Origin of the sequence: Pedobacter changchengzhani (genome assembly GCF_004354365.1) — a bacterium.
GTDB classification, from domain to species: domain Bacteria; phylum Bacteroidota; class Bacteroidia; order Sphingobacteriales; family Sphingobacteriaceae; genus Pedobacter; species Pedobacter changchengzhani.
Genome location: NZ_SJCY01000001.1, coordinates 430,225 through 454,966 on the forward strand (window position 1 = coordinate 430,225; position 24,742 = coordinate 454,966).

At 36.4% G+C, this 24,742-nt stretch carries 20 protein-coding genes and 1 pseudogene; 8 read left to right on the forward strand and 13 right to left on the reverse strand.

What is annotated here, in order from left to right; genetic code table 11:
• Positions 1-18: 18 nt before the first annotated feature.
• On the reverse strand, positions 19-1,053 hold the full coding sequence (gene gldB, locus EZJ43_RS01900) for a gliding motility lipoprotein GldB (RefSeq protein WP_133260962.1): 1,035 nt from the start codon (positions 1,051-1,053) through the stop codon (positions 19-21).
• Positions 1,054-1,193: 140 nt separating this feature from the next.
• Between gldB and EZJ43_RS01905 the strand changes: the two genes are divergently transcribed.
• Positions 1,194-2,834, forward strand: coding sequence for an NAD+ synthase (locus EZJ43_RS01905; protein ID WP_133260963.1), 1,641 nt, complete (start codon positions 1,194-1,196; stop codon positions 2,832-2,834).
• Between the two features lies 1 nt (position 2,835).
• Here EZJ43_RS01905 and lspA read toward each other — a convergent pair whose 3' ends face one another.
• The 6 genes and pseudogenes from lspA to rsmI all read right to left on the reverse strand — a co-directional run bounded on the left by lspA (position 2,836) and on the right by rsmI (position 7,232).
• Positions 2,836-3,357 carry a signal peptidase II gene (gene lspA, locus EZJ43_RS01910; RefSeq protein WP_133261147.1) on the reverse strand — a complete coding sequence of 174 codons (522 nt, stop codon included), beginning with the start codon at positions 3,355-3,357 and terminating at the stop codon, positions 2,836-2,838.
• Positions 3,357-4,982, reverse strand: coding sequence for an apolipoprotein N-acyltransferase (gene lnt / locus EZJ43_RS01915; protein WP_133260964.1), 1,626 nt, complete (start codon positions 4,980-4,982; stop codon positions 3,357-3,359). The genes lspA and lnt overlap by 1 nt, the downstream gene beginning before the upstream one ends.
• A gap of 72 nt (positions 4,983-5,054) precedes the next feature.
• Positions 5,055-5,348 carry a GIY-YIG nuclease family protein gene (locus EZJ43_RS01920; protein WP_133260965.1) on the reverse strand — a complete coding sequence of 98 codons (294 nt, stop codon included), beginning with the start codon at positions 5,346-5,348 and terminating at the stop codon, positions 5,055-5,057.
• A 230-nt stretch (positions 5,349-5,578) separates the two neighbouring features.
• Complete coding sequence (locus EZJ43_RS01925) at positions 5,579-6,223, reverse strand: PH domain-containing protein (protein WP_133260966.1); 645 nt, start codon at positions 6,221-6,223, stop codon at positions 5,579-5,581.
• 9 nt (positions 6,224-6,232) lie between these two features.
• A pseudogene (locus tag EZJ43_RS17590) lies at positions 6,233-6,499 on the reverse strand (HepT-like ribonuclease domain-containing protein).
• Between the two features lie 7 nt (positions 6,500-6,506).
• Entirely contained in the window at positions 6,507-7,232 is a 726-nt protein-coding gene (gene rsmI, locus EZJ43_RS01935; RefSeq protein ID WP_133260967.1) for a 16S rRNA (cytidine(1402)-2'-O)-methyltransferase, read from the reverse strand.
• 111 nt (positions 7,233-7,343) lie between these two features.
• On the opposite strand from rsmI, the gene serS reads away from it, so the two are divergent.
• Complete coding sequence (gene serS, locus EZJ43_RS01940; protein WP_133260968.1) at positions 7,344-8,615, forward strand: serine--tRNA ligase; 1,272 nt, start codon at positions 7,344-7,346, stop codon at positions 8,613-8,615.
• A gap of 68 nt (positions 8,616-8,683) precedes the next feature.
• Here the strand turns inward: serS and EZJ43_RS01945 are convergent, their stop codons facing one another.
• From EZJ43_RS01945 to EZJ43_RS01960, 4 genes are all read right to left on the reverse strand, one after another.
• Positions 8,684-8,998 carry a hypothetical protein gene (locus tag EZJ43_RS01945; RefSeq protein WP_133260969.1) on the reverse strand — a complete coding sequence of 105 codons (315 nt, stop codon included), beginning with the start codon at positions 8,996-8,998 and terminating at the stop codon, positions 8,684-8,686.
• Between the two features lie 88 nt (positions 8,999-9,086).
• Complete coding sequence (locus EZJ43_RS01950; RefSeq protein ID WP_133260970.1) at positions 9,087-9,782, reverse strand: SIMPL domain-containing protein; 696 nt, start codon at positions 9,780-9,782, stop codon at positions 9,087-9,089.
• A gap of 296 nt (positions 9,783-10,078) precedes the next feature.
• The gene (locus tag EZJ43_RS01955) at positions 10,079-10,531 is read right to left on the reverse strand and encodes a cold-shock protein (protein ID WP_133260971.1); all 453 of its coding nucleotides are present in this window, start codon (positions 10,529-10,531) and stop codon (positions 10,079-10,081) included.
• Positions 10,532-10,636: 105 nt separating this feature from the next.
• On the reverse strand, positions 10,637-11,170 hold the full coding sequence (locus EZJ43_RS01960; RefSeq protein WP_133260972.1) for a GNAT family N-acetyltransferase: 534 nt from the start codon (positions 11,168-11,170) through the stop codon (positions 10,637-10,639).
• A 336-nt stretch (positions 11,171-11,506) separates the two neighbouring features.
• Between EZJ43_RS01960 and EZJ43_RS01965 the strand changes: the two genes are divergently transcribed.
• Complete coding sequence (locus EZJ43_RS01965) at positions 11,507-12,742, forward strand: cation:proton antiporter (RefSeq protein ID WP_133260973.1); 1,236 nt, start codon at positions 11,507-11,509, stop codon at positions 12,740-12,742.
• Positions 12,743-12,838: 96 nt separating this feature from the next.
• Entirely contained in the window at positions 12,839-13,744 is a 906-nt protein-coding gene (locus EZJ43_RS01970) for a mechanosensitive ion channel family protein (protein WP_133260974.1), read from the forward strand.
• 70 nt (positions 13,745-13,814) lie between these two features.
• Here the strand turns inward: EZJ43_RS01970 and EZJ43_RS01975 are convergent, their stop codons facing one another.
• Entirely contained in the window at positions 13,815-14,243 is a 429-nt protein-coding gene (locus tag EZJ43_RS01975; protein ID WP_133260975.1) for a CBS domain-containing protein, read from the reverse strand.
• A 300-nt stretch (positions 14,244-14,543) separates the two neighbouring features.
• Between EZJ43_RS01975 and EZJ43_RS01980 the strand changes: the two genes are divergently transcribed.
• From EZJ43_RS01980 to EZJ43_RS01995, 4 genes are all read left to right on the forward strand, one after another.
• The gene (locus tag EZJ43_RS01980) at positions 14,544-15,128 is read left to right on the forward strand and encodes a hypothetical protein (RefSeq protein WP_133260976.1); all 585 of its coding nucleotides are present in this window, start codon (positions 14,544-14,546) and stop codon (positions 15,126-15,128) included.
• A gap of 261 nt (positions 15,129-15,389) precedes the next feature.
• The gene (locus EZJ43_RS01985; protein ID WP_133260977.1) at positions 15,390-17,741 is read left to right on the forward strand and encodes a beta-galactosidase; all 2,352 of its coding nucleotides are present in this window, start codon (positions 15,390-15,392) and stop codon (positions 17,739-17,741) included.
• A gap of 285 nt (positions 17,742-18,026) precedes the next feature.
• On the forward strand, positions 18,027-19,343 hold the full coding sequence (gene ahcY, locus EZJ43_RS01990; protein WP_133260978.1) for an adenosylhomocysteinase: 1,317 nt from the start codon (positions 18,027-18,029) through the stop codon (positions 19,341-19,343).
• A 394-nt stretch (positions 19,344-19,737) separates the two neighbouring features.
• Complete coding sequence (locus EZJ43_RS01995) at positions 19,738-20,103, forward strand: DUF6370 family protein (protein ID WP_133260979.1); 366 nt, start codon at positions 19,738-19,740, stop codon at positions 20,101-20,103.
• Between the two features lie 1,691 nt (positions 20,104-21,794).
• Here the strand turns inward: EZJ43_RS01995 and porV are convergent.
• The gene (porV, locus tag EZJ43_RS02000) at positions 21,795-22,985 is read right to left on the reverse strand and encodes a type IX secretion system outer membrane channel protein PorV (RefSeq protein ID WP_133260980.1); all 1,191 of its coding nucleotides are present in this window, start codon (positions 22,983-22,985) and stop codon (positions 21,795-21,797) included.
• Positions 22,986-24,742 lie beyond the last annotated feature (1,757 nt).

A 24,742-nucleotide genomic window follows, 5' to 3' on the forward strand; every position in this document is an offset into this window, starting at 1 on the left:
ACAAATAACTTTTAACGCTTACTTTTGTTTAGGTTTATACTTAGATTTAGATAAAATCTTTTGTGCATCATAATCTACCATAAGTTGTTGTAAGGTAACTTTTGGGTTTTCTTTCATGTACTTTCTTACAATTTGCCAACCTATCCAAACACCCAATTTAGGTGCTGAATTTCTATTTTCGCCTAAACCAGGTGTAAAGGGCCCTTCTGATAAAAAAACCTGAATTTTTTGATAATCAGTGTTGTATAAAAACTTATTTTCTAAAAAGTACGCCCAAATATCTCCCTCAAAATTTTCGCACCAACCCAATTGTTCAGCAGTATAGCCAATTTTTATAGAGTCTGTTGTTTTTTCTGGTAAAACTTGATCTAAAAAGTATAAAATTTTCCCTTGCGAAATCATTTTAGAAAGCAGTGTGCGATTCCCATCAGGTTCTGGAAATAAATCTTCATGCGCAAATGTTTCAGTTACTCTTGGTACAATATTTTCTGGGGTAAACCTTTTAGAAATATATAGTGGCACATTTTCTACTATGCCCCTGTAAAACTTACTGTTTTTCCCTAAAAACATATCTAAGCCGATACCCACATAATTATCGCCGACAGGTGTTTGATAAGCAAAACCAGAAACGAAAGCAATGAAACGAGGAACTTTTACTTTTGGATAGTAGTATTTTATGTATTTAAAAGTTTCTGTTAAATCTTTTTCTTGAGGCTTTAAGTCTTTAAAAACACTATCAACCTCAGTTGTTAAATCAGTATATGCACGATCTTTATATAAATTAATTAAAATTTGATCGTTTGTGTAATTCTTATTTCCAATTATGCGGTGCATAAAGTCATCGTAGAAAATGCCGTACGATTTATTCAAATACGCATCGGTTTCCGCTACATTTTTTTTCTTACCTGCGTAAAGTTCCTTATCAAAACGCTCAATCTTTAAATCGAGCTTTATTTTGCTAATATCTGGTCTATTATTTTGTTTGCAGGAAAAAAATGCAATGGCTAAGAGAAAAATTAAATAAATTTGCTTAGTTTTTATGTTATAAATCATGTGTAGCAAATAAACGGATAAAGCACGAAAAAAGTAACAACGATTGTAAATTTATCATTTTTACGGTCGAAGTTTCGGTGCAAAATCTGTTTAGCTACATTTAGATTAAACGTATTAAATTGTTTTAATTATACTTAAAGATGAAAATCGCATTAGCACAACTCAATTATCATATTGGAAATTTTGAATATAATACTCAAAAAATTATCCATAGCATCAAAGCGGCTAAAAATAAGGGCGCAGATTTGGTTGTATTTGCCGAGTTAGCGGTTTGCGGTTATCCTGCGAGGGATTTTTTAGAGTTTGATGAGTTTATATCGCTTTGCGAGAAGGCTGTGCAAGACATTGCGCTACATTGTTTGGACATTGCCTGTATTATTGGTTTGCCTGTAAAAAACCCGATATTACAAGGTAAAGATTTGTTTAACGCTGCTTATTTTATTGAGGATGGTAAAATAAAATCGATTGCAAAAAAAGCGCTTTTGCCAACTTACGACGTTTTTGATGAATATAGATATTTTGAGCCTGCTACCACTTTCGAATGTATTGAATTTAAAGGTAAAAAAATTGCGTTAACAATTTGCGAAGATTTATGGAATATCAACGAAAATCCATTGTATGTTTCTAGCCCGATGGATGAATTGATTAAACAACAGCCAGATTTGATGATAAATATTGCGGCTTCGCCATTCTCGTACACGCATGATGAAGAGCGTATAAAAGTACTTGCGGATAACGCAAAAAAATATCAGTTGCCGTTATTTTATGTAAACCAAGTAGGTGCACAAACGGAAATTATTTTCGATGGCGGATCGTTAGTTTTTGATTCAGAAGGTTCATTAAAAGCAGAAATGAAGTATTTTGAAGAGGATTTACAGGTTTTTGATTTAGATGAGGTACAAAACGTGCGGAATAAGTATCCTGAATCCAGTAGAGCGACCGATATAGAGCAAATTTATGATGCCTTAGTTTTGGGCATTAAAGATTATTTTCAAAAATCGGGTTTTAGCAAAGCTGTGTTGGGTTTGTCTGGCGGTATAGATTCTGCAGTAGTTTGTGCATTGGCCTGCAAAGCTTTGGGTGCCGAAAATGTAATGGCGGTGCTTATGCCTTCGAAATTTTCTTCTGATCACTCGGTACAGGATGCGATGGATTTGGTAAATAATATTGGTTGCCTGCATGAAATTATAGCCATTAAACCCGCAACTGATGCTTATGATGGAATGTTAGAAAATGCTTTTAAAGGTTTGCCGTTTAACCTAACGGAAGAAAATATTCAGGCCCGAATTAGAGGTGCAATTGTAATGGCGATGAGTAATAAATTCGGCTATATTTTGTTAAATACATCTAACAAAAGTGAGTGTGCCGTTGGTTATGGTACTTTATATGGCGATATGTGCGGCGCCATTGGTGTAATTGGCGATGTGTATAAAACCCAAGTATTCGATTTGGCAAGATACATCAATAAAGACCAAGAAGTTATACCCATAAATACGATTGTTAAACCACCATCGGCAGAGTTAAGGCCAAATCAAAAAGATTCTGACTCATTGCCTGATTATGATGTACTGGATAAGATTTTATATCAACATATTGAGTTGAAGCAAGGCTTAGCATCAATTACTGCGCAAGGATATGATGAGGCTTTGGTTAAGCGAATTTTGAAAATGGTAAATGTGGCAGAGTTTAAACGCTATCAAACGCCACCAATACTTCGAGTATCATCCAAAGCATTTGGTATGGGTAGAAGAATGCCGATTGTAGGGAAATATATGGTGTAAATTAATCGATTGCCTCATTTTGCGTGGCTACTAAATCCTTGTTTTTGACGAACGATTGCAACAATAATATGCCAATACCAATCATAATAAACACATCGGCAAAGTTAAAAATCCCAGTTCGAAAGAGATAAAAATCGAGGTGCATAAAATCGGTAACCGAGCCATACATTATTCTATCGTATAAATTACCTACGCCACCACCAATTACAAAACACAAAGCAATTTGTGTCGCTATTGGTTGCTTATACCGGCTATAAAGGTAATATAAACCATAGCCCAATGCTATAAGTGGTAAGCCGGAAAGAACAATAAACTTTAAAATAGTAGGCATGCCATCGCCCAAACTTAAAAACGCGCCACTGTTTTCTATTTTTACGAGGATGAAACGATCTTTAATAACGCTAATTTGTTCGTTATAATTTAGTTTATTACGCACGATAATTTTTGATACTTGATCAAAACCTATCGCTATAAAAATAAATACCAATAATAAAACAATGCGACGGGTAGAATTAAAATTCATTACTGAGCAGGTTTTTGTCTCCATTTTTTATAAGGAATAATTAATAGCATAATTACTGCCACTACACTTAATAATTTTGCAATTACATCGCCACTTTTAACGTAAAAAGTTATTTCATCGTTTAAATGGATATCGGCTTTTATAGCAGTTCTTGTCCACCATTTTGTGCTTTGCGTAATATCTCCGCGTTGGTTTATAAAGCATGAAATGCCCGTATTTGCCGATCGCGCAACATCTCTGCGGGTTTCTATGGCACGTAGAGTTGCGTAAAGTTGATGTTGGTCTTTGCCCGATGTATTTCCCCACCAGCCATCATTGGTAATTATTGCAATAAATTGCGCCCCATTTTTTACTGCTTTCCCGATCCAATCGCCCCATAAACTTTCGTAACAAATTACGGGGGCAACACCAATACCACTTTGTGCATATAAAGTTCCGGGTTCATCTTGCGAACCATAACCACCAACGGTTCCTCCAAGTTCAGAAAATACGCCATCTAAAAAAGAAAATACTTTAGGGAAAGGCATTCGTTCTACGCCAGGAACCAATTTAGATTTATGGTAAAACTGTACATTTCCAGAATTCTCCATCTGCATTGCAGCATTAAAATTGTCGAAATATAATTTACTCTGTTCGTCATATTTAGCGGTGATTGTTTTTTTATCTGGATAGGTTTTAAAGCTTTCTATCCCACTTAAAAGCGAAGCATTTTTGTATTTGCTTAAAAAACTTTGTAAATAAATGTAGCTATCATTACTTCTAATCCTATCTTCATCATTAAAACCTTGTATTGCGGTTTCTGGCCAAATAAAATATTCAGTATTGGTTTGTGCTAATGAATCAGATAGATGCGTTAAAATTTTTAGCTGCTCGGCAGGGGAGATCAAACTCAGTTTTTGGTAAGGATCAATGTTGGGCTGTACTACAACTACATTTGATGGCGTGCCCAGTTGCTTGTAGTTAAAATATTTAATTAATGAAGCTCCAATTGGAATAAATACAACTAAAAACCAAATTCCAACAGGGCGATATTTTAAATAACCTCTTTGTGTTTTAAATTTTTTGTAAGCTTCAAAAGCGATAATATTACTCAATAAAATCCACAGGGAGCCACCATAAATCCCAGTATAATCATACCATTGCGCCAATTGGTGCATGCCTGATAGTCCATTGCCCAAAGTCATCCAAGGGAATTTGAAATCCCATACTTGTTGCAGGTATTCAAAGCCGATATAGAAGGAAATTAAGCCAAAGTAAGCGGTGTTTTTATTTACGTATTTACCTAAACGATAATATAACCAAAATGCGGTAGTCATTAAAAATGCACCTAAGCCGAAGGGGATTAACGAGATTGGTATAGCTATTATTGATCCATTATAGGCGCTTATTGCATTGTAAACCCAATAAATAGATGCGCTGTTCCAAAGTAAAAACGTTAAGCCCGCTGTTAAAAATATTTTTCGTCTTTTTTTGTTTATATCGCTCTGCGAGATGCTTTGCAATGCAATAAACAATGGCACTAAACCAATTAGTAATAATGGCGTAGTATAAGGCATTGGTGGCCAAGCTAGCCAAAGTAAAAAGGCGCTTAGTAAGGCGAGGAGATAGGTTTGTTTGGGTTTCATTATCGTTTGTCGGTCGTCATGCTGAATTTATTTCAGCATCTTTTACGCTATTTCTGCATTCTTTTTTTTCAATTATTCCAAAGTTAGAAATAAATCATCCCAGTTGGGATTTAATTCATTTATCAAATTAATTTTCCAACCTCGTCTCCAATTTTTCAATTGTTTCTCTTTCAAAATTGCCTCTTGTATTGAACTGAATTGTTCGTAATAAACGAGCTTATTGCAGTTGTATTTTGCAGAAAAAGAGTTTGGATAATATTTTTCTTTGTGTTCTTTTATTCTGAAATATAGCTCTGATGTTACCCCAATATAAAAGACGGTATGTGCGTGATTCGTTAAAATGTAAACACAACCACCCCTTTCCATTTTCTTTTTTGTTCGTCCTCCTGTCCGGTTTAGCGGGATAAGTATTTTTATTTTAATTTGTCTCCATCTCGCAATATAGACCCTGAACTAAATTCAGGGTGACGCGGTTGAAATTTTTATTTTCGTTATATTGAATTAATATCAGCATTTTTTATGTTAGGTATCTCGCAATATAGATCCTGAAATAAATTCAGGATGACGGTTGAATTGCGGATGACGGATTCTAGGTTTTACATACTATCTAAAATGTTAGCTTTTTTAGCTTCATATTCATCCTGCGTAATTAAGTGCTTATCGTACAGGTTTTTAAGCTTGCGAAGTTTTAACGTCGTTTCATCTTCTGGTTCTTCTACAACTTCGGCTATTTGTATTGGCTCAGTAACTTTTATTGGTTCTGGATTTACATCGGCAACGTGTTGGATGTTAGCATTAATTAGCGACGCAGAAGCCCAGTTTTCTTCTATTTTTTGTTGGTGTAAGAAATCTTTATAAACCTCTAATTGTTCATTTGCGGCTTGATTTAGTTTTCTTGCCTGCACTTTTGGAATAAACTCTGTTACAATGTTTTCGCCCTGCTGCGGTACACAGATAAACTTAGATCCAAATAATTCTTCTTTAAAAGAAACTTCTTTAATATTTTTCCACGATATATCTTTGAAATTCATCGTTAAACCCAAATTGCCGGGTTCGCAATAAAAAATTCTTTTATTGGTAATTGCAATGCTATCGGGCATCAAGTTTACGGCAGGTTTTTTTTGTACAGCAAGGTATAAAATTTCTTCGCCAGTGGTTAAAAGGTCATTCAATTTTCCGATTACTTTTTCAACCGCTTTTGGGTCTTGTTCATCGCTTAAAAATCTATCTATGCTAATCATTTTATTTATTTATTTTGTTTGGAGATAGTTTTCCACCTCTTTTTGTAAAACGGGTATATCTTTTATAATAATTTTCCAAATAACGATGTCGTTAACATTATCGTAAGCATGGATTATTTTATTTCTTAAATCAACAATTTATCTTGATTAGGAGATGGTTAGTTGAGGGTTTATCTTTAACAACTTATTTATAGCCTCGCCAATAATTTCTAATTCTCGCTCAACCGCTCTTCTCTTAGTTTTGTTAGCCTTATAGACTGCAAAATCTAAGTTAATATTCTATTTACTCAACATCCTCGTATTTATCCTTATTCTTTGCTCTTTTATCCTTACTCAAATCTCTTCCAGCAATGCAAATTACAAATTCTCCCTTCAAAGTATTGTTTTCGAAATGTGATTTTATTTCTACCAAAGTACCTCTCACGGTTTCTTCAAACATTTTAGTTAATTCTCTACTTACCGATGCCTGCCTTTTGGCGCCTAAATACTGCGCAAACTCTTCTAAAGTTTTTAATAAACGGTGCGGACTTTCATAAAGTATTATCGTGCGTTCTTCTTCTGCTAATTTTTTAAACTTGGTTTGTCTGCCTTTTTTAACAGGTAAAAATCCTTCGAAGCAAAATGCATCGGCTGGCAAGCCAGAGTTTACCAAAGCAGGTACAAAGGCTGTTGCTCCAGGTAAACATTCTACGGCAATATCATTTTTTATTGCTTCTCTAACTAAGAAAAAACCAGGATCGGAAATTGCCGGTGTGCCAGCATCAGATATCAAAGCAATTTGTTGTCCTTCTTGTAAAAACTTAATAATCTCTGATGTTGCTTTATGCTCGTTGTGCTGATGGTGAGAAAAAACGCGTTTATCAATTCCAAAATGTTTAAGCATTGGTGCACTTGTTCTGGTATCTTCGGCCAAAATCAAATCGCATTCTTTTAAAATACGGATGGCCCTAAAAGTCATGTCTTCTAAGTTGCCTATTGGTGTGGGTACGAGAAATAGTTTGCCTTCCATGTTTTAAGTTGTGAGTTGCGGGTTATAGGTTATCGGTTTGGGTTTTTGAAAAACACACAACTCGTAACTGATAACTCGTAACTCTTATTATCTTTGTAAAAAATTAAAATAATGCTGCAAGTTAACTATATCCGCGAAAATAGAGAGAAAGTTTTAGAACGTTTAAGCTTACGTAATTTTAAACAGCCAGAATTGGTAGATGAGATCATTACGATTGATGAAGATCGTCGCCAAACGCAAACTTCGTTGGATAGTATTTCTGCAGAAGCGAATGCCGCAGCAAAGCAAATTGGCGATTTAATGCGTGCAGGAAAAAAAGATGAAGCCGAAGCAATTAAAGCTCAAACTTCAACATACAAAGAGCAAGTTAAAAACCTTACAGAGGAATTAAATGAGTTGGAAACGGCTCAATTTAATTTGATTGTGCAGCTACCAAATTTGCCATATCACTTGGTTAAGCCAGGCTCAACGCCGGAGGATAATGAAGAAGTTTATATCCATGGTGCGCCCGCAGCCTTACATAGCAAAGCGATGCCACATTGGGAATTAGCAGCTAAATATGATATTATAGATTTTGAACTAGGGGTAAAAATTACGGGCGCAGGTTTCCCGGTTTACAAAGGTAAAGGTGCTAAATTACAGCGTGCACTGATTAATTTCTTTTTAGATCATGCTACAGAAGCGGGTTACAAAGAAATGCAAGTGCCACATTTAGTCAACGCAGCTTCTGGCTTTGGCACAGGGCAATTGCCCGATAAAGAAGGGCAGATGTATCATTCTACAATCGATGATTTATATTTAATCCCTACCGCCGAAGTTCCGGTGACGAATTTGTACCGTGATGTTATTGTTAAAGAGGATGAACTTCCAATTAAAAACACCGCATACACGCCTTGTTTTCGTCGCGAAGCGGGTTCTTATGGCGCGCACGTTCGTGGATTAAACCGTTTGCATCAATTTGATAAGGTTGAAGTTGTTCAAATTACGCATCCCGATAAATCCTACGAAACCCTTGAGCAGATGAGCGCATACGTTCAATCGTTGTTGCAAAAACTTGGTTTACATTACCGCGTTTTACGTTTATGTGGTGGCGATATGAGTTTTACATCGGCCATGACGTATGATATGGAAGTTTGGAGTGCTGCTCAAGAGCGTTGGTTAGAGGTTTCTTCGGTTTCAAATTTCGAAACGTACCAAACCAATCGTTTAAAATTACGTTATAAGGGCAAAGAAGGAAAGGCGCAATTGGCACACTCATTAAACGGAAGTGCCTTGGCTTTACCTCGTATTGTAGCATCAATTTTAGAAAACTACCAAACCGAAAATGGCATTAAAATTCCTGAGGCTTTAGTAAAATACACTGGCTTTGATATGATCGATTAAAGTGCTTTCGCATAAAAAAAGCTTTGCAATTTTAAACTGCAAAGCTTTTTTTATGATTTAGAAGTTGATTATAAAATTAAAATCAATAATAAAATAATGATAATGATTGCGCCTACCGAAAGGTAAACCCCACCATTCATTGCCCTAGCTTGATTTTTCATTTCTTTTAACTCGCTTTTCAATGCTTTTTTCTCTGCCCTGGTTAAATTAGATTTATCCATTTCCTTGATTTCTTCAACGCGGTTCTTAATCCTTTCCAACTGTACTTGTTGGTCTGCTGTAAGTTCTGTTGGAGCTTTTGCCGATTTTTCTGTAGCTGAAGCAGTATTAAAGCCAATGCCTAACGTAAAAACTAAGGCTAATGTGTAGATGAATTTTTTCATGATTATTTTGTTTTAGGGTTTAAGATAAGACTATAACAAAAAACCCGCCAAAGTGTTGGCGGGTTTGCAAAAAAGATTTTATAATTTGCTATTTAATTTCGAATACGGTATTTACCGTAAAACTCAGCTTAATTTTTTTGAAGTCAACCTCTTGCGCATCACTTGCATCGGCAGATGCTGTTTTCATCATATAGTTTCTGTAAACAGGCTGAATTGCGTTATCTCCGCCGTCTTGAATATCGATAATGCCACCAAGTTTATCACCCAAGGCTTCTACCATATAAGCTGCTTTTTCTTTGGCGGCAAGTAAGGCTTTTATTTTTAAATCTTTTTTTAATGATTCAATTTTTGAATAATCATAGCTTTCGATATTGGTGTTTGAAATCCCTTTTGCATCAATCCCACCTATTATTTCATTAAATTTATTTAAGTCAGCAACTTTTAATTTATATTGTTTGCTCGCTAAAAAATCGGGATTTTTCTTTTTTAGCGTCGCATAATTCCAGCTGCTTAAATTGTTAATGGTTAAGTTTTCTTTTGATATTCCTGCCTTTTGCACTGCTGCAATCAATTGATTTTCCAACTCGGTAATCTCTACTTTCTTTTTGCTATTGTTGTCTTTTAGGTACTCTTGTAGTGAAATACTGATGTAAATAATATCGGGCGTAACTTCAGTTTCTGCCGTGCCGCTAACACTTATTTTTTTTCTCAAATCTACCTGTTGTGCCATTGCAGTTGTTATTCCTAACATACTAACCAATGCTATTGCAATTAATTTTTTCATATTCTTAAATTTCAATTTGTGTACTGTAATGATGATTACAGCTATCAAATTCCACACCGATATTTTTAGAATTGAGAATTATTTAATTCGAAGCAATTGTAAATTGCTTATGGCGAGCCAATTGAAGTTTAAAAAAAACCACAAATTTAGCATTAGCGCAAATGCTAAAAAGAAAAAATGCGCAAGGTTTTATGTTAAATAGACGGATTTATAAATTGAGTATAAAACCTGCGCAGCAGAACGGATTTCTGCAAAAAATTAGATTATTGTAGGCTTTGAACCTACAAAATTTAGAACTATACTTTAGAAACTTTAACAGCTGTTGGTCCTTTTTGACCCATTTCTACTTCGAAAGTAACTTTATCGCCCTCTTTAATTTGAGTAACCAAACCATTTGCGTGCACAAAAATACTATCTTGAGTTTCAGTGTTTTTAATAAAACCGTAACCTTTACTATCATTAAAGAAAGTAACCGTTCCTTTTTTAATCGGATTTTCATCAATAAAATCTTCTTGTCTAGAAATACCGATTTGAACATCCTCAATAGCAAAAACCTTCTTCTTCTTCGGATCTGGTGGAGTAGAAGAAATGTTTCCATTTTCATCAACGTAAGCAAACATTTCTTCAAGCGCTAAGCCTTTCTTTGCGTTAGACTGGCGTTCTTCTTTTTTCTCTTGCTTATCTTTTTGCTTTTTTAATCGTTTTTTTTCGTTCTCTTTTTTACTGTATGTTGCCTGAGATTTAGCCATATATTATTTTAATTATTGTTTTTTATGGTGAGTGGGTATAAGAATTATGCAAAGATAACAATACTAAAGCATAAATACGATTTTATTCCTTTTAGCGATTTATTGTTAGCGCTTTAACCAATTTTGTTTTTCTACTCGATAAACAAAATTCAGCTTTGTGGGCTCGCCATAATAAGCTATTTTAAGTTCATCAGTTTTTTCTCCGCCTAATTTTTCAATTGCTTTTTGCGATCGGAAATTCGTTGCGCCTATATGGAGTATTACTTTTTCCACAAACTGAAAAGCATAATCGAACATCAATTTTTTTAATGATTGATTATAGCCTTTGCCCCAATAATTACAACCGATAAATGTATAGCCAACCATGATTGATTTGTTCTCAGCATCTAAATCATAATACCTCGAACTGCCTATGGCTTCGCCAGAAATTTGATCAAATATTAAAAATGCACCTTTTGATGTGATTGCACCTTCAAAAAAAGTTGTAAAAACGTCTTTTTGGTAACGGTTTTTATTTGGATGTTGTTCCCAAATTAGCGGGTTTGAAGCAACTGCGTACAGGGTTTCAAAGTCGGTTTGTTTTAATGGAATTATTTTAATTAAATCGTTTTGTAGTGATGGTTGGATATCAATTTTCATAATTCTTTGTTAAAATACATATAATTGAGCAATAACAATCATTATTACTGTTGTGAGATTTTATTTTCGTATTGCTTAATGCGATGTTTAAAATTGCTACGGTCGATCTTAAAAGGATTTTGGAGGGAAGTGTTGTAAATTTAAGGCATTAAAAATCCGAAATTTTATTACTTTTAACTTAGTAATTTTACTACTTCTCTTTACCTTCGCCATTTCTAGTTTCTACTTTAGTGCACAAACTTATTGATGTAAATTGCGTTAAAAATTTACTGCCAAGTTTAACAGATGTAAATTTAATTGACCTTTCGGGGTTTCATGAATAAAGAATCAATTTTAATGAATACTCAAGAAATCATCGCCATCACCATTGTACTTTCCGCATTGTATGCTTACATTAATCACCGATTTATAAAATGGCCACCTACAATTGGTATAATGGCGCTTTCGCTTATATCGTCGATACTGTTAGCAAGCTTTGGTAACTCACATTCGCTACTTTCCGAGAAAGCTATTTCGTTAGCCAATTCGTTAGATTTTCAGGATATACTGATGAATTTTATGCTTAGTTTTTTGCTTTTTGCAGGTGCCATTCATATCGATGCAGCAAGGCTGAAAGTGGAGCGATTACCAGTTTTGATACTCGCAACTGTGGGTATTTTAATTTCTACGTTTATTGTAGGCATTCTTGTTTATTATTTGTTCGGAATGTTCTCTATGCCAATTCCGCTTATTTATTGTTTGCTTTTTGGTGCGTTAATTTCGCCAACTGATCCTATTGCAGTGTTGGGCATACTCAAAACATCAAAAATTCCAAAATCTTTAGAATTGAAAATTTCTGGCGAATCGCTATTTAACGATGGTGTTGCGGTGGTTGTTTTTATCAGCCTTGTAGAAATTGCCAGATCATCGGGTGGCGATTTCTCGGTATTGGATATTGGAAAACTCTTTTTAAAAGAAGCCGTTGGCGGCTTAATTTTTGGCGCAATTTTGGGTTACATCGGTTTTTGGGCATTGCGATCGATAGATGATTATAAAGTGGAAGTGCTAATTACCCTCGCCATAGTGGTTGGTGGCTATTTTATGGCAGGCCGATTACATCTTTCTGGCCCTTTAGCAATGGTTGTAGCAGGCATAATTACCGGTAATAAATCCAAAAGAGATGGCATGTCTGATTTAACCATTGATTATTTAGGCAAGTTTTGGGAGATGATAGATGAGATTTTAAATGCGGTGTTATTTCTTTTTATCGGCGTAGAAATGCTCGTTATCAAAATAAACCCTGTTGTGTTTTGGATCGGGATGGTTTGCATTGCAATTGTGCTGTTGGCACGATGGATTTCGGTTTTTGTGCCAGTATCAATTATGCGTTTTAAAATAAAATTCGAAAAAAATGCGGTAACCATGCTCACTTGGGGCGGTTTGCGAGGCGGTATTTCGGTTGCACTGGCGCTGTCTCTCTCTGCAGATATGCACCGAGATGAGTTTGTTTTTATAACCTATATAATTGTGGTTTTCTCTATTTTGGTACAAGGATTAACCATTGGTAAATTGGCAAAAAGGCTGTATTTTTAAGTTGCTTAACAACGGTTTCCAAACAAAAAGGACACTTTTACGTTAATTTAACTAACTGAACTTACTAATAAAAAAATCGAGTCGCACCAATAAAATATGGATGTAAATAAAGCTTACGAATTAATTTCAACTAAATTAACTGGATGGTTGCACGATTTTATCCGCCTGCTTCCAAATATGCTCATGTCGGCTGTAATCTTGGTATTGGGCTTTTACCTTGCAAGCTTTATCAAGAAAATAGCACTCAAACTTATTTCGAAAATTTCGGTAAATGGTACGCTTAATCAGCTATTCAGCTCTGTAGTTTACGTGTTCTTTATCGGTATTGTTATTTTTATTGTATTAAGCATTTTGCAATTAGACAAGGCAGTAACATCTATTCTGGCGGGTGCGGGTATTTTAGGTCTTGCTTTGGCATTTGCATTTCAAGATATCGCATCCAACTTTATGTCGGGCATATTTATATCTATCCGCAAACCCATCAACATTGGCGATACAGTTAGCATTAAAACATATACGGGTACGGTGGCAGAAATTAATTTGCGCGATACCGTAATTAAAACCTTCCAAGGGCAAATGGTAATTATCCCAAATAAAGAAGTTTTTCAACATCCCATCGAAAACTTTTCTATGTTGGGCAAGCGACGAATCGATTTGAATATCGGAATATCTTACGGCGAAGATTTAGAAGCCGTAAAACAAGTTACATTAAAGGCGGTGGAAGGTATATCTGGGCTTTGTGAGGATGAGAAAATTACCATGTTTTATCAAGAGTTTGGAGACAGCTCTATCAATTTTACGTTAAGAATGTGGGTAAGCCTAATGGAACAATCAAATTATTTAGAAGCATGGGACACAGCAGTTATCCGAATTAAAAAAGCTTACGATGCAAATCATATCATGATTCCGTTCCCAATAAGAACGATGGATTTTGGTATAAAAGGTGGTAAAGGTTTAGATGAAATGATGGCGAAAAATATCCCTGAAAAGAAAGAAAATTAGGTCGCATCAAAGATTACTAATTCGTCGATTAACCTTTTTCTCTATTAAACTGATTTATTTGCGCACAAAACTATCCACTGATATAATTCTCGAGCTGTGAAATGGTTTGCTTTTGATCGGCAATTATAAATTTAACCACATCGCCAATAGAAACCATGCCTTTAACTTCACCTTTTTCTACAATTGGCAAATGGCGAAAGTGTTTTTCCGTCATAAACTCCATACATTGATCAATTGTACTACTCAAACTAACCGAAATTGGGTTGCTAGTCATAATTTCTTTAATCACTGTATCTTTTGATGATTTACCTTGCAATACTACTTTCCTAGCATAATCGCGTTCGGTAAAAATCCCTTGCAACGTGGCGCCATCCATAATTAGCAAAGCGCTAATATTCTTTTCTGTCATTATTTTTAGCGCATCCAATACCGAAGTATTTTCCGTTACCGAAAAAATATTAGGTGTTTTAGTATCTAGCAGTTGTTTTACGGTTTTCATAAAGCGTTAAATTTGGTTAGTTCAATTTATAAATAATTGATTGAAAATGAAAGGATTTTTTTTAGCTCAAGAATTCACTTCTAAAAATTAAACTTACTAGCCGTTGTTGAGAAAATTCGAAAAGATTATCGCAAATAAATTTCTAAAATTTATGTGTTTTTATCGGTTACTTGGTTTAAACCAATTAGTTACGTTTTGCAGTTAAAATTAGATTAAATTTTCAAAAACTTTGTGCAAAAAGCGTTGTTTAAGTGGTATTCAACAAAGTTTGAATAAACAATAATCAAAAAAATAATTATCATGAAAAAAATTTTAATCTCTAGCTTATTTTCTTTAGCATTAATGTTAGGTGTAACATCTGCAAATGCTCAAATCCAAAAAGGTAACGTTTTAATTGGCGGTAACCTTGCAAACTTAAATCTTGGTTTAGAAAGTGGAAGTAATTTTACTTTTGATTTGACGCCTAAAGCTGCTTGGTTTATTGAAGACAATATAGCAGTAGGTGGTTATGTAGATTTAGGATTAACTACTAACAAAATATCTACAGAAACTAGATACGGTGTTGGTGCGTTAGCTCGTTATTACACTGGTAAAGATGCAGAAGTACTTAAACACGGTAGATTTTTCGTAGAGGGAAATGCAGGATTTGGCGGCAGCAATGTTAATAATAACGGGCCAAAGACAAATGGTTTAAACTTAGGCGTTGGTCCAGGTTTTGCTTATTTCATCACCCCAAACATTGGTTTAGAAACTTTACTTAAGTACAATGGTGTAGTTGGTTTTGGTAACCAAGCTACTCAAAGTGCATTAAACTTATCTTTTGGTTTCCAAATCTATTTGCCTGGACAAAGTACAGCAAAAAAGGTTAAAAAAGATATGAACTAATTTTACAATCAACTGGTTTAAAAAGGCCAATACTTCATGCGAGGTATTGGCCTTTTTTATGGCCTAAATTTTCAGCTATCTTAGTTAAATTAGTGTGCTTATCAGTTAAAATGGAATTATAATTATCGTTAAAATAGTCTTAAGTTTACAACAAATTTGTCATTGTCAGATAACTGGCAATTTGAAAAAATAGGTGTATTTTTTTAGTATAACTTTTGGTAAATTTAGCGTAACTAATCAAAAAGCATTAACCACATTTTTATGAAAATAATTTCTGCAGTTTTATCACTCTTTTTCGTAGTTAGTGTAGCCTCAGCTCAAAATCTAACTCCTCCTCCCACAAAACCTACAACTACTGTCGATTTTAAAATTGGAGAAGATGATTTTCTTTTGAACGGAAAACCCTTTGTAATTCGATGTGGTGAAATGCATTTCGCCCGCGTGCCAAAAGAATATTGGGCGCACCGTTTAAAAATGATTAAAGCAATGGGCTTAAATACAGTTTGCGCCTATTTATTTTGGAATATGCACGAACCTCAACCAGGAAAATTTAATTGGGAAGGCATGGCAGATGCCGCCGAATTTTGCAAGCTTGCCCAAAAAGAAGGGCTTTATGTTATTTTGCGTCCCGGGCCTTATGCCTGTGCCGAATGGGATTTTGGCGGGTTTCCGTGGTGGCTTTTAAAAAAGAAAGATATAGGCCTTCGTACACAGGATCCTTATTATTTAGCGCGTTGCAGAATTTATTTAAATGAAGTTGGTAAAATTTTAGCACCATTACAAACAACCAACGGCGGGCCAATAATTATGGCTCAAGTAGAAAACGAGTATGGATCTTATGGAAATGATAAAGAATACATAGGTAAAATTAGGGATTACCTTGTTGAGGCTGGTTTTAAAATTCCGCTTTTTACATGCGATGGCGCTTCGCAATTAGGAGAGGCTGTGCGTGATGATATTTTTAGCGTAGTTAATTTTGGCGGCAATCCAGAATCGGCGTTTAAAGAATTACGTAAAGTTAGGCCAACAGGGCCACTAATGTGTGGCGAATATTATCCAGGTTGGTTTGATTCGTGGGGTGCTAAGCATCATACAGGTTCTACCGAGGTTGTGGTAAAGGAAATAAAGTACATGCTAGATCATAAAGCATCGTTTAGCATATATATGGCGCACGGCGGAACAACTTTTGGCCAGTTCGCAGGCGCAAATAGCCCGCCTTATGCTCCAGAAACATCTAGCTATGATTATGACGCACCAATTAGTGAGGCTGGCTGGGATACCGAAAAATTTCATGCCTTACGCAATCTTTTTAAAGGCTATTTACAGCCGGGTGAAACATTGCCCGAAATACCGAAAAGAAACCCTTTAATTGTTATACCTGCTTTCGCTACTACTGAAATTGCACCTATCTTCTCTAATCTCAAAAGTCCTATTAAGGCAGAGAAATTAAGAAATATGGAAGAATACGATCAAGGTTATGGGAGTATGCTGTACCGCACTAAATTATCAAAAAAGAATTCCTCAATTTTGAATATTAAAGATGTTCATGATTTTGCCTTAGTATATATCAACGGAAAAAGAATTGCAGTGCTCGATCGCAGAAAAAATGAAAATAGTTGCAAATTACCAGCTACAAAATCGGGCGATGTTCTTGATATTTTGGTTGAAGCCATGGGACGGGTAAACTATGACAGTGACATGTACGATCGTAAAGGAATTACAGATAAGGTTACGCTAACCGAATTGAACGGTACCGAGAAAGAGTTAAAAGGTTGGGAAATTTTTCCAATCCCTTTAAATAACAACGCTGCTCCTAAAAATTTAAAATACAAACGAGGCAAAACAACCATGCCATCGTTTTATAAAGGCAGTTTTTCTTTAAATGAAACATGCGATACATTTTTGGATGTTAGCACTTGGGGAAAAGGCTTAGTATGGATTAATGGAAAGTGTTTGGGGAGGTTTTGGAATATCGGGCCAACGCAAACCATGTATGTGCCTGGGCCTTGGTTAAAAAAGGGTAAAAACGAAGTGGTTGTGTTGGATTATTTAGGTCCTATTAAAAACATATTGGCAGGAATAAAAACGCCAAAATTGGATGAACTTACCAAGAGTGCTAAAAACACAGTGCATCGTAAAGAAGGGCAAAATATTCAATTACAAGACATAACGCCGGTTTATCAAGGCAGCTTTGAGTCGGGTATAGCGTGGCAAACTGTAAAATTTAACACAGTTAAAGGCCGATATTTTTGTTTAGAGGCTTTAAATTCGCAAAGAAAAGATGATCCTTATACTACCATTGCAGAATTATATTTATTAGATGAAAATGGCAAAGAAATTCCTAGAAATAATTGGAAAATAGCCTATGCCGATAGCGAAGAAAGAGATGAAGACGATGGTAAAGCAGATAATGTTTTTGATTTGCAGGGCACTTCAATTTGGCATACACAATGGAGTGATAAATCACCAAAGCATCCACATCAAATTGTAATCGATTTAGGTGCAGAAATAAGTTGCAGTGGGTTTAAATATCTACCTAGACAGAATGTAGAAAATGGCAGAATAAAAGATTTTAAAGTGTATTTGAGCAGCAGTAAGTTTAAAGGGTTGTAAAATGTATGTAGGGATTAAATTTCACTAAAAACGATTACAGATGAGCTTGCTTTCTATACAAAGTTGGATAAGCCCTTTTTATCGCTACCAGTGAATTATGAAAATACTTTTGGGTATTACACACATACCGAAAGGCTACAGGTTTTGTAAAAAATTAATCATTTTATAATTTTCTAAAACGAGCATGCGTAATATTTACATTTCGCCAACTCAACTCTTCCCCTAATTATTTGGGTTTCACAAAGCTATGCCGTAAATTTGTGCCACATTTAAAACAAATAAAATATGTCATCAGTAGAGACAACTTACGTTCCTTACAAAGTTAAGGACATTTCACTGGCAGATTGGGGCCGTAAAGAAATCAGTTTAGCCGAAGCAGAAATGCCAGGGTTAATGAGTTTACGCGAAGAATTTGGTCCATCACAACCGTTAAAAGGTGCTCGTATTGCAGGCTGTCTGCACATGACTATCCAAACGGCTGTTTTAATAGAAACTTTAACCGCTTTAGGCGCTGAGGTTACTTGGTCATCATGCAACATTTTCTCCACACAAGATCATGCTGCGGCGGCAATTGCTGCTGCGGGTATTCAAGTTTACGCTTGGAAAGGCTTAAACGAAGAAGAATTTGATTGGTGTATTGAGCAAACTTTGCATTTTGGTGCAGATGCTAAACCATTAAACATGATTTTGGATGATGGTGGCGATTTAACCAACATGGTTTTCGATAAATATCCTGAGCTTATTGCAGCAATTAAAGGTTTATCAGAAGAAACTACAACTGGTGTACACCGTTTGTACGAAAGAATGAAAAACGGAACTTTGCACTTACCTGCAATTAACGTTAACGATTCGGTTACTAAATCTAAATTCGATAACAAATACGGTTGTCGCGAATCTTTAGTTGATGCAATCCGTCGTGCAACAGACGTAATGATGGCTGGTAAAGTAGCTGTTGTTTGCGGTTATGGCGATGTGGGTAAAGGTTCAGCAGAATCTTTAAGCTCGCAAGGTGTGCGTGTTATCGTTACCGAAATTGATCCAATTTGCGCACTACAAGCGGCAATGGAAGGTTACGAAGTTAAAAAATTCGCTACGGCCGTTAAAGAAGCAGATATTATTGTAACCACAACTGGTAACCGCGACATCGTTCGTGCTGAGCATTTCTTGGCGATGAAAGATAAAGCGATTGTTTGTAACATCGGCCACTTCGATAACGAAATTGATGTAGCTTGGTTAAACCAAACTTACGGTTCAACTAAAGTAGAAATTAAACCTCAGGTAGATAAATACACCATCGAAGGTAAAGATATTATTCTTTTGGCCGAAGGTCGTTTAGTAAACTTAGGTTGCGCAACTGGTCACCCAAGTTTTGTAATGAGTGCTTCATTTACCAACCAAACTTTAGCACAGTTAGAGCTTTGGATGAACCCATGTAAATACGAGAACAAGGTTTACGTTTTACCTAAGTATTTAGATGAGAAAGTTGCTCGTTTACACTTAGCTAAAATTGGTGTAGAACTTGATGTTTTAGATCAACACCAAGCTGATTATATCGGTGTACAGGTAGAAGGTCCGTTTAAGGCAGACGAGTATCGTTACTAAACCCCAAACCCCTAAAGGGGCTTTGAGATATTTTAAAAAGGGATTTGCATTTATTTGCAAATCCTTTTTTTTTATTATCTTCTTTTTATTCCCCTCTTGAGGGGTGCCCGTGCCAAAGGCATCCCCTCGGGGAAAGGGCGGGGTGGTTTTTTCTTTTGCCACAGACTCAGGTTTACACGGAAAAGGGTTAGAAATCTTTATTCGAAAACGAACGTTCAGTAGTTCTTCGGCAATTGCAGTCCTGCTGTACATTCCAATCTTTTTGTGGTTTAAGTCCCCTTTGGGGATTTAGGGGATAAAAAGTATTTCCATTGCCATCAGGTTTATTTTACAAAAGTCAGTAGTTCTTCTGCCTGCAAAGCATTAAATTTGATTGTACCAAAAAATAAATAATATGAAAAATTTAATCTTTGCTTTATTTATAACTGTGCTTTCTGTTTCAGCAAATGCACAAACAACTGCTAAAAAAGCTATTGAAGGCAAGAAAATTACCAATCAAATTGTAGATATCGCCTGTGGCGAATGCCAATTTAAAATTTCACAAAAAGATGCTAAAGGGAAAGTGAAAAAGGGTTGCGATTTAGCTGTAAAAATAGATGGCACAGCTTATTTTGTTGACGGCAAAAAAATCGACGATTTTGGTGATGCGCATGATGAACATGGTTTCTGTAATGCAGTAAGCAAAGCTGAGGTTACTGGCGAAATTGTAAACAACCGTTTTAAAGCAACAGAAATTAAATTGTTGCCTGCAAAAAAATAACCCATCGTCCAATAGCTATTGGATTTTAACGACTTTTTTCAGGGGTAGAAGTATTTGCTTTTATGATAACTTTGAGCGTTTTGCACCATGCGTTTTCAACTCCCCACTTTATTTTCAAGAAGGGGGTGAGTTGGGTTTGTGTGCTGGCGGGGGTGGTTTGCTAGAACGACTTGTTTTTATTAAAAAGCAACTATTCTTCTTTGACAAGCTACGAGCTCGCTGTAAGGGTGTAGAGATATCGTGTGTAATGCATTTCGCAACTCCCCGCCTTATTTTCAAGGAGGGGGTGCGGTGGATTGTGTGTTGGCGGGGGTGGTTGTAACGTTAAAAAGCCTCCAGATGCTATGCGCTAGTCGTCCTTGCGAGGAGGCACGACGAAGCAATCTGTTTTGCTTTAAAGATTGCTTCGCACCGTCTTGCTTTCCTCCCCACAGTTTTGTCTCCCGTCATTTCGAACGAGTTTTTCACGAGGAGAAATCTGTTTGTTTTTTTGCACTAACTGATGTTAACCCACTAACTAACGTTATACCATTTTTCCCCTTCACACAGTCTTGCTCCACTTGCCTGCCTTTGGCAGGGCTCATTGGCGGCGAAAAGCCTAGTCCTTTTTCCTTGATGAAAAAGTACCAAAAAAATCAAGGCTTTGCATCCTCTCTTCGGAATAATACGTCATTTTTTTTTACCGTAGGGCAAGCCGTTCGGCTGAAAAAGCCTTCACTTCTGCGCCCTACTTATTTACCGCGAGAGTGAGTTTTTCGTGTAAAAAAATAACTATTCTTCCTCGATAGGTTGCGAGGCCGGTAGCAGGGTATAGAGAGATGGTGTGTTATGCATTTCGCAACTCCACGCCTTATTTTCAAGGAGGGGGTGAGTTGGATTGTGTGGTGGTGGGGGGGTGGTTTTAATGCTGAAAAAGCCTTCAACTTCTACGCTTTCTCCGTCCTTGCGAGGAGGCACGACGAAGCAATCTGTTTTGCTCAAAGACTGCTTCGCACCGTCTTGCTTTCCTCCCCACAGTTTTGTCTCCCGTCATTTCATGCCTGAGGCATGCAGGCGAACGAGTTTTTCACGAGGAGAAATCTGTTTGTTTTTTTGCACTAACTGATGTTAACCCACTAACTAACGTTATACCATTTTTCCCCTTCACACAGTCTTGCTCCACTTGCCTGCCTTTGGCAGGGCTCATTGGCGGCGAAAAGCCTAGTCCTTTTTCCTTGATGAAAAAGTACCAAAAAAATCAAGGCTTTGCATCCTCTCTTCGGAATAATACGTCATTTTTTTTTACCGTAGGGCAAGCCGTTCGGCTGAAAAAGCCTTCACTTCTGCGCCCTACTTATTTACCGCGAGAGTGAGTTTTTCGTGTAAAAAAATAACTATTCTTCCTCGATAGATTGCGAGGCCGATAGCAGGGTGTAGAGAGATGGTGTGTTATACATTTCGCAACTCCCCACCTTATTTTCAAGGAGGGGGTAAGGTGGGCTGTGCGATGGCGGGGGTGGTTTTAACGCTGAAAAAGCCTTCAACTTCTACGCTTTCTCCGTCCTTGCGAGGAGGTACGATGAAGCAATCTATTTTGCTTGAAAGATTGCTTCACGCCATCGCTTTTTCCCTCTGCTTCCTGCCGAATGGGCAGGCCGGCAGTTCGCAAGGCCGGAGTTTAAAAATTTATGCAAGGGTCACTTCGCAATGCTTTAGTCTCTACCTAATTTTCTATCTTCTGCTTTCGTACGCCCAAAATTAAACAACAAACTAAACCGCAAGGTATTTGCCAACGGACTAGTTTGCGCATTGGCAATTAAATACGATAAATCTAAATTGAGCACATTGTACTTAAAACCTGCGCCCAAAGTAAAATAACGTGCATCGCCTTTCGCGGGGTTTTGATATTGATAACCCGCCCTCAAAGCGAACTGTTTATCGTAAATATATTCAACTCCGGTAGATAAACCTACTTCCTTAAGTTCTTCGTTAAAACCACCGGGCGCATCGCTAAACGAACCAAAAATGCCGGCAGGCACAGAACGGTTAGGGTCTTTACCGCTTACAATATTGCCATTGTTATCGTAAATAGGTTGTGTAGGCACAAGCAGTTTATTAAAATCTAGCGCAACCGTAATCTCACTATTGCCATCAAAATTAAAGGAAGTTGCACCACCAAGTTTTAAATTAGTGGGTAAAAAATAACTTGTACCGCCAGATGAATAACTCATCTTTGTGCCAATATTCGAAATATTTGCACCAACAGAGACCAACGCATCGGTATTGAACAACCTTACCGAACTATTATAAATGCCAGATACATCTGCGGCTACCGCTTTACCGGGCGAAGATTGCTGACCGCTAGAAACCAAATTTGAGCCTAAATTGGAATAAATAAATCGTAACGTAGTACCCAAAGCAAATTCTTCACCAAACGAACGCACAAAAGAAGCATCAAAAGCAAACTCATTTGGATTAAAAACACCTAAACTCTGCTGGTTTTCATCCGTTAGCTGAATATTACCTAAAGAAAAGTACCGTAAAGAAGAAGCGATTGTATTCCTGTCATCCAATTTATAGTAACCACTTAAATACGCCAAATTAATATCGGGCACTAAGTTTTTTAACCACGGGCTGTAAGAAATGCCAAAGCCATAATCATCTTTTAGGTAGGCCAATTTAGCCACATTAATGCTCGAACTGTTTGCATCGCCGGCAACGGCAACACCTGCATTGCCCATACTTCCAGCCCTTGCATCGGGTGTAATTAATAAAAAAGGTACGGCAGTTATAATATTATTCGCTTCGCTGCCATTGGTTTGAACTTGTGCTTGCAAGTTGCCCACCGTAAATAACAGTAATGCCGAACACCAAAAAAATCTTATGTATGGAGATAAACTCATTTAGCAAAAATAGCGATTTAATAGGTTTAAAAAAATTTAGATTTCTGGTATGCATTAATTTTTAAATAGGAGGCTGTGTTAAAATTGATATTAAATTTATTAGGCAAAATAATATTTCGGCAGGGCGTCATTCCCGCGCAGGCGGGAATCTTAATGCGCTAGAAAAGCTACTGAATCATTTCCTGCCAAAGCATTAAGATATTTAGGCAAGCTGAGTATGACGAGGGTACCAAATTTAATTCTTTTAAAATTTCTTGAATTGTTGTTTTGAGACAGCCCTTTTTTACAGAAAAACTAATAAAACTATTAGGCGAAATAATATTTTGGCCGGGCGTCATTCCCGCGCAGGCGGGAATCATAATGCGCTAGAAAACCTACTGAGTCATTTTCTGCCAAGGCATTAAGATATTTAGGTAAGCTGAGCATGACGAGGACACCAAATTTAATTCTTTTAAAATTTCTTGATTTGTTGTTTTGAGACAGCCCTTTTTTACAGAAAAACTAATAAAACTATTAGGCGAAATAATATTTCGGCCGGGCGTCATTCCCGCGTAGGCGGGAATCTTAATGCGCTAGAAAACCTACTGAATCAGTTCCTGCCAAGGCATTAAGATATTTAGGTAAGCTAAGCATGACGAGGACACCAAATTTAATTCTTTTAAAATTTCTTGAATTGTTGTTTTAAGACAGCTCTTTTTTACAGAAAAACTAATAAAACTATTAGTGGAAATAATATTTCGACCGGGCGTCATTCCCGCGCAGGCGGGAATCTTAATGCGCTAAAAAACCTACTGAATCAGTTACTGCCAAGGCATTAAGAAACTCAGGCAAGCTGAGCATGACGGGGGCACCAAATTTAATTCTTTTAAAATTTCTTGATTAGTTGTTTTAACACAGCCTTTTTTACAGAGAAACTAACAAAACTATTAGGCGAAATAATATTTCTACCGGGCGTCATTCCCGCGCAGGTGGGAATCTTAATGCGCTAGAACGCCTACTAAATCATTTCCTGCCAAAGCATTAATATATTTAGGCAAGCTAAGTATGACGAGGACACCAAATTTAATTCTTTTAAAATTTCTTGATTTGTTGTTTTGAGACAGCCCTTTTTTACAGAAAAACTAATAAAACTATTAGGCGAAATAATATTTCGACCGGGCGTCATTCCCGCGCAGGCGGGAATCTTAATGCGCTAGAAAAGCCTACTAAATCAGTTCTTGCCAAAGCATTAAGTTAAGCAAGCTGAGCATGACGAGGACATCAAATTTAATTCTTTTAAAATTTCTTGAATTGTTGTTTTGAGACAGCCTTTTTTTTTTACAGAAAAACTAACAAAACTATTAGACGAAATAATATTTCGGCCGGGCGTCATTCCCGCGCAGGCGGGAATCTTAATGCGCTAGAAAACCTACTAAGTCATTTCCTGCCAAGGCATTAAAATATTTAGGCAAGCTGAGCATGAAGGACACCAAATTTAATTCTTTTAAAATTTCTTGATTTGTTGTTTTAACACAGCCCTTTTTTACAGAAAAACTAATAAAACTATTAGGCGAAATAATATTTCGACCGGGCGTCATTCCCGCGCAGGCGGGAATCTTAATGCGCTAGAAAACCTACTGAATCAGTTACTGCCAAAGCATTAATATATATAGGCAAGCTGAGCATGACGAGGGGACCAAATTTCATTCTTTTAAAATTTCTTGAATTGTTGTTTTAACACAGCCCTTTTTTACAGAAAAATTAATAAAACTATTAGG

Bases quoted from the DNA above. Each gene is read 5' to 3' on its own strand.
- EZJ43_RS01985 (WP_133260977.1), top strand. From the start codon at position 15,390: ATGAAAATAATTTCTGCAGTTTTATCACTCTTTTTCGTAGTTAGTGTA.
- EZJ43_RS01955 (WP_133260971.1), bottom strand. From the start codon at position 10,531: ATGGCTAAATCTCAGGCAACATACAGTAAAAAAGAGAACGAAAAAAAA.
- EZJ43_RS01965 (WP_133260973.1), top strand. From the start codon at position 11,507: ATGAATACTCAAGAAATCATCGCCATCACCATTGTACTTTCCGCATTG.
- EZJ43_RS01995 (WP_133260979.1), top strand. From the start codon at position 19,738: ATGAAAAATTTAATCTTTGCTTTATTTATAACTGTGCTTTCTGTTTCA.
- gldB (WP_133260962.1), bottom strand. From the start codon at position 1,053: ATGATTTATAACATAAAAACTAAGCAAATTTATTTAATTTTTCTCTTA.
- ahcY (WP_133260978.1), top strand. From the start codon at position 18,027: ATGTCATCAGTAGAGACAACTTACGTTCCTTACAAAGTTAAGGACATT.
- EZJ43_RS01925 (WP_133260966.1), bottom strand. From the start codon at position 6,223: ATGATTAGCATAGATAGATTTTTAAGCGATGAACAAGACCCAAAAGCG.
- EZJ43_RS01970 (WP_133260974.1), top strand. From the start codon at position 12,839: ATGGATGTAAATAAAGCTTACGAATTAATTTCAACTAAATTAACTGGA.
- EZJ43_RS01920 (WP_133260965.1), bottom strand. From the start codon at position 5,348: ATGGAAAGGGGTGGTTGTGTTTACATTTTAACGAATCACGCACATACC.
- rsmI (WP_133260967.1), bottom strand. From the start codon at position 7,232: ATGGAAGGCAAACTATTTCTCGTACCCACACCAATAGGCAACTTAGAA.
- lnt (WP_133260964.1), bottom strand. From the start codon at position 4,982: ATGAAACCCAAACAAACCTATCTCCTCGCCTTACTAAGCGCCTTTTTA.
- EZJ43_RS01950 (WP_133260970.1), bottom strand. From the start codon at position 9,782: ATGAAAAAATTAATTGCAATAGCATTGGTTAGTATGTTAGGAATAACA.
- EZJ43_RS01905 (WP_133260963.1), top strand. From the start codon at position 1,194: ATGAAAATCGCATTAGCACAACTCAATTATCATATTGGAAATTTTGAA.
- porV (WP_133260980.1), bottom strand. From the start codon at position 22,985: ATGAGTTTATCTCCATACATAAGATTTTTTTGGTGTTCGGCATTACTG.
- EZJ43_RS01980 (WP_133260976.1), top strand. From the start codon at position 14,544: ATGAAAAAAATTTTAATCTCTAGCTTATTTTCTTTAGCATTAATGTTA.
- EZJ43_RS01960 (WP_133260972.1), bottom strand. From the start codon at position 11,170: ATGAAAATTGATATCCAACCATCACTACAAAACGATTTAATTAAAATA.
- EZJ43_RS01975 (WP_133260975.1), bottom strand. From the start codon at position 14,243: ATGAAAACCGTAAAACAACTGCTAGATACTAAAACACCTAATATTTTT.
- EZJ43_RS01945 (WP_133260969.1), bottom strand. From the start codon at position 8,998: ATGAAAAAATTCATCTACACATTAGCCTTAGTTTTTACGTTAGGCATT.
- serS (WP_133260968.1), top strand. From the start codon at position 7,344: ATGCTGCAAGTTAACTATATCCGCGAAAATAGAGAGAAAGTTTTAGAA.
- lspA (WP_133261147.1), bottom strand. From the start codon at position 3,357: ATGAATTTTAATTCTACCCGTCGCATTGTTTTATTATTGGTATTTATT.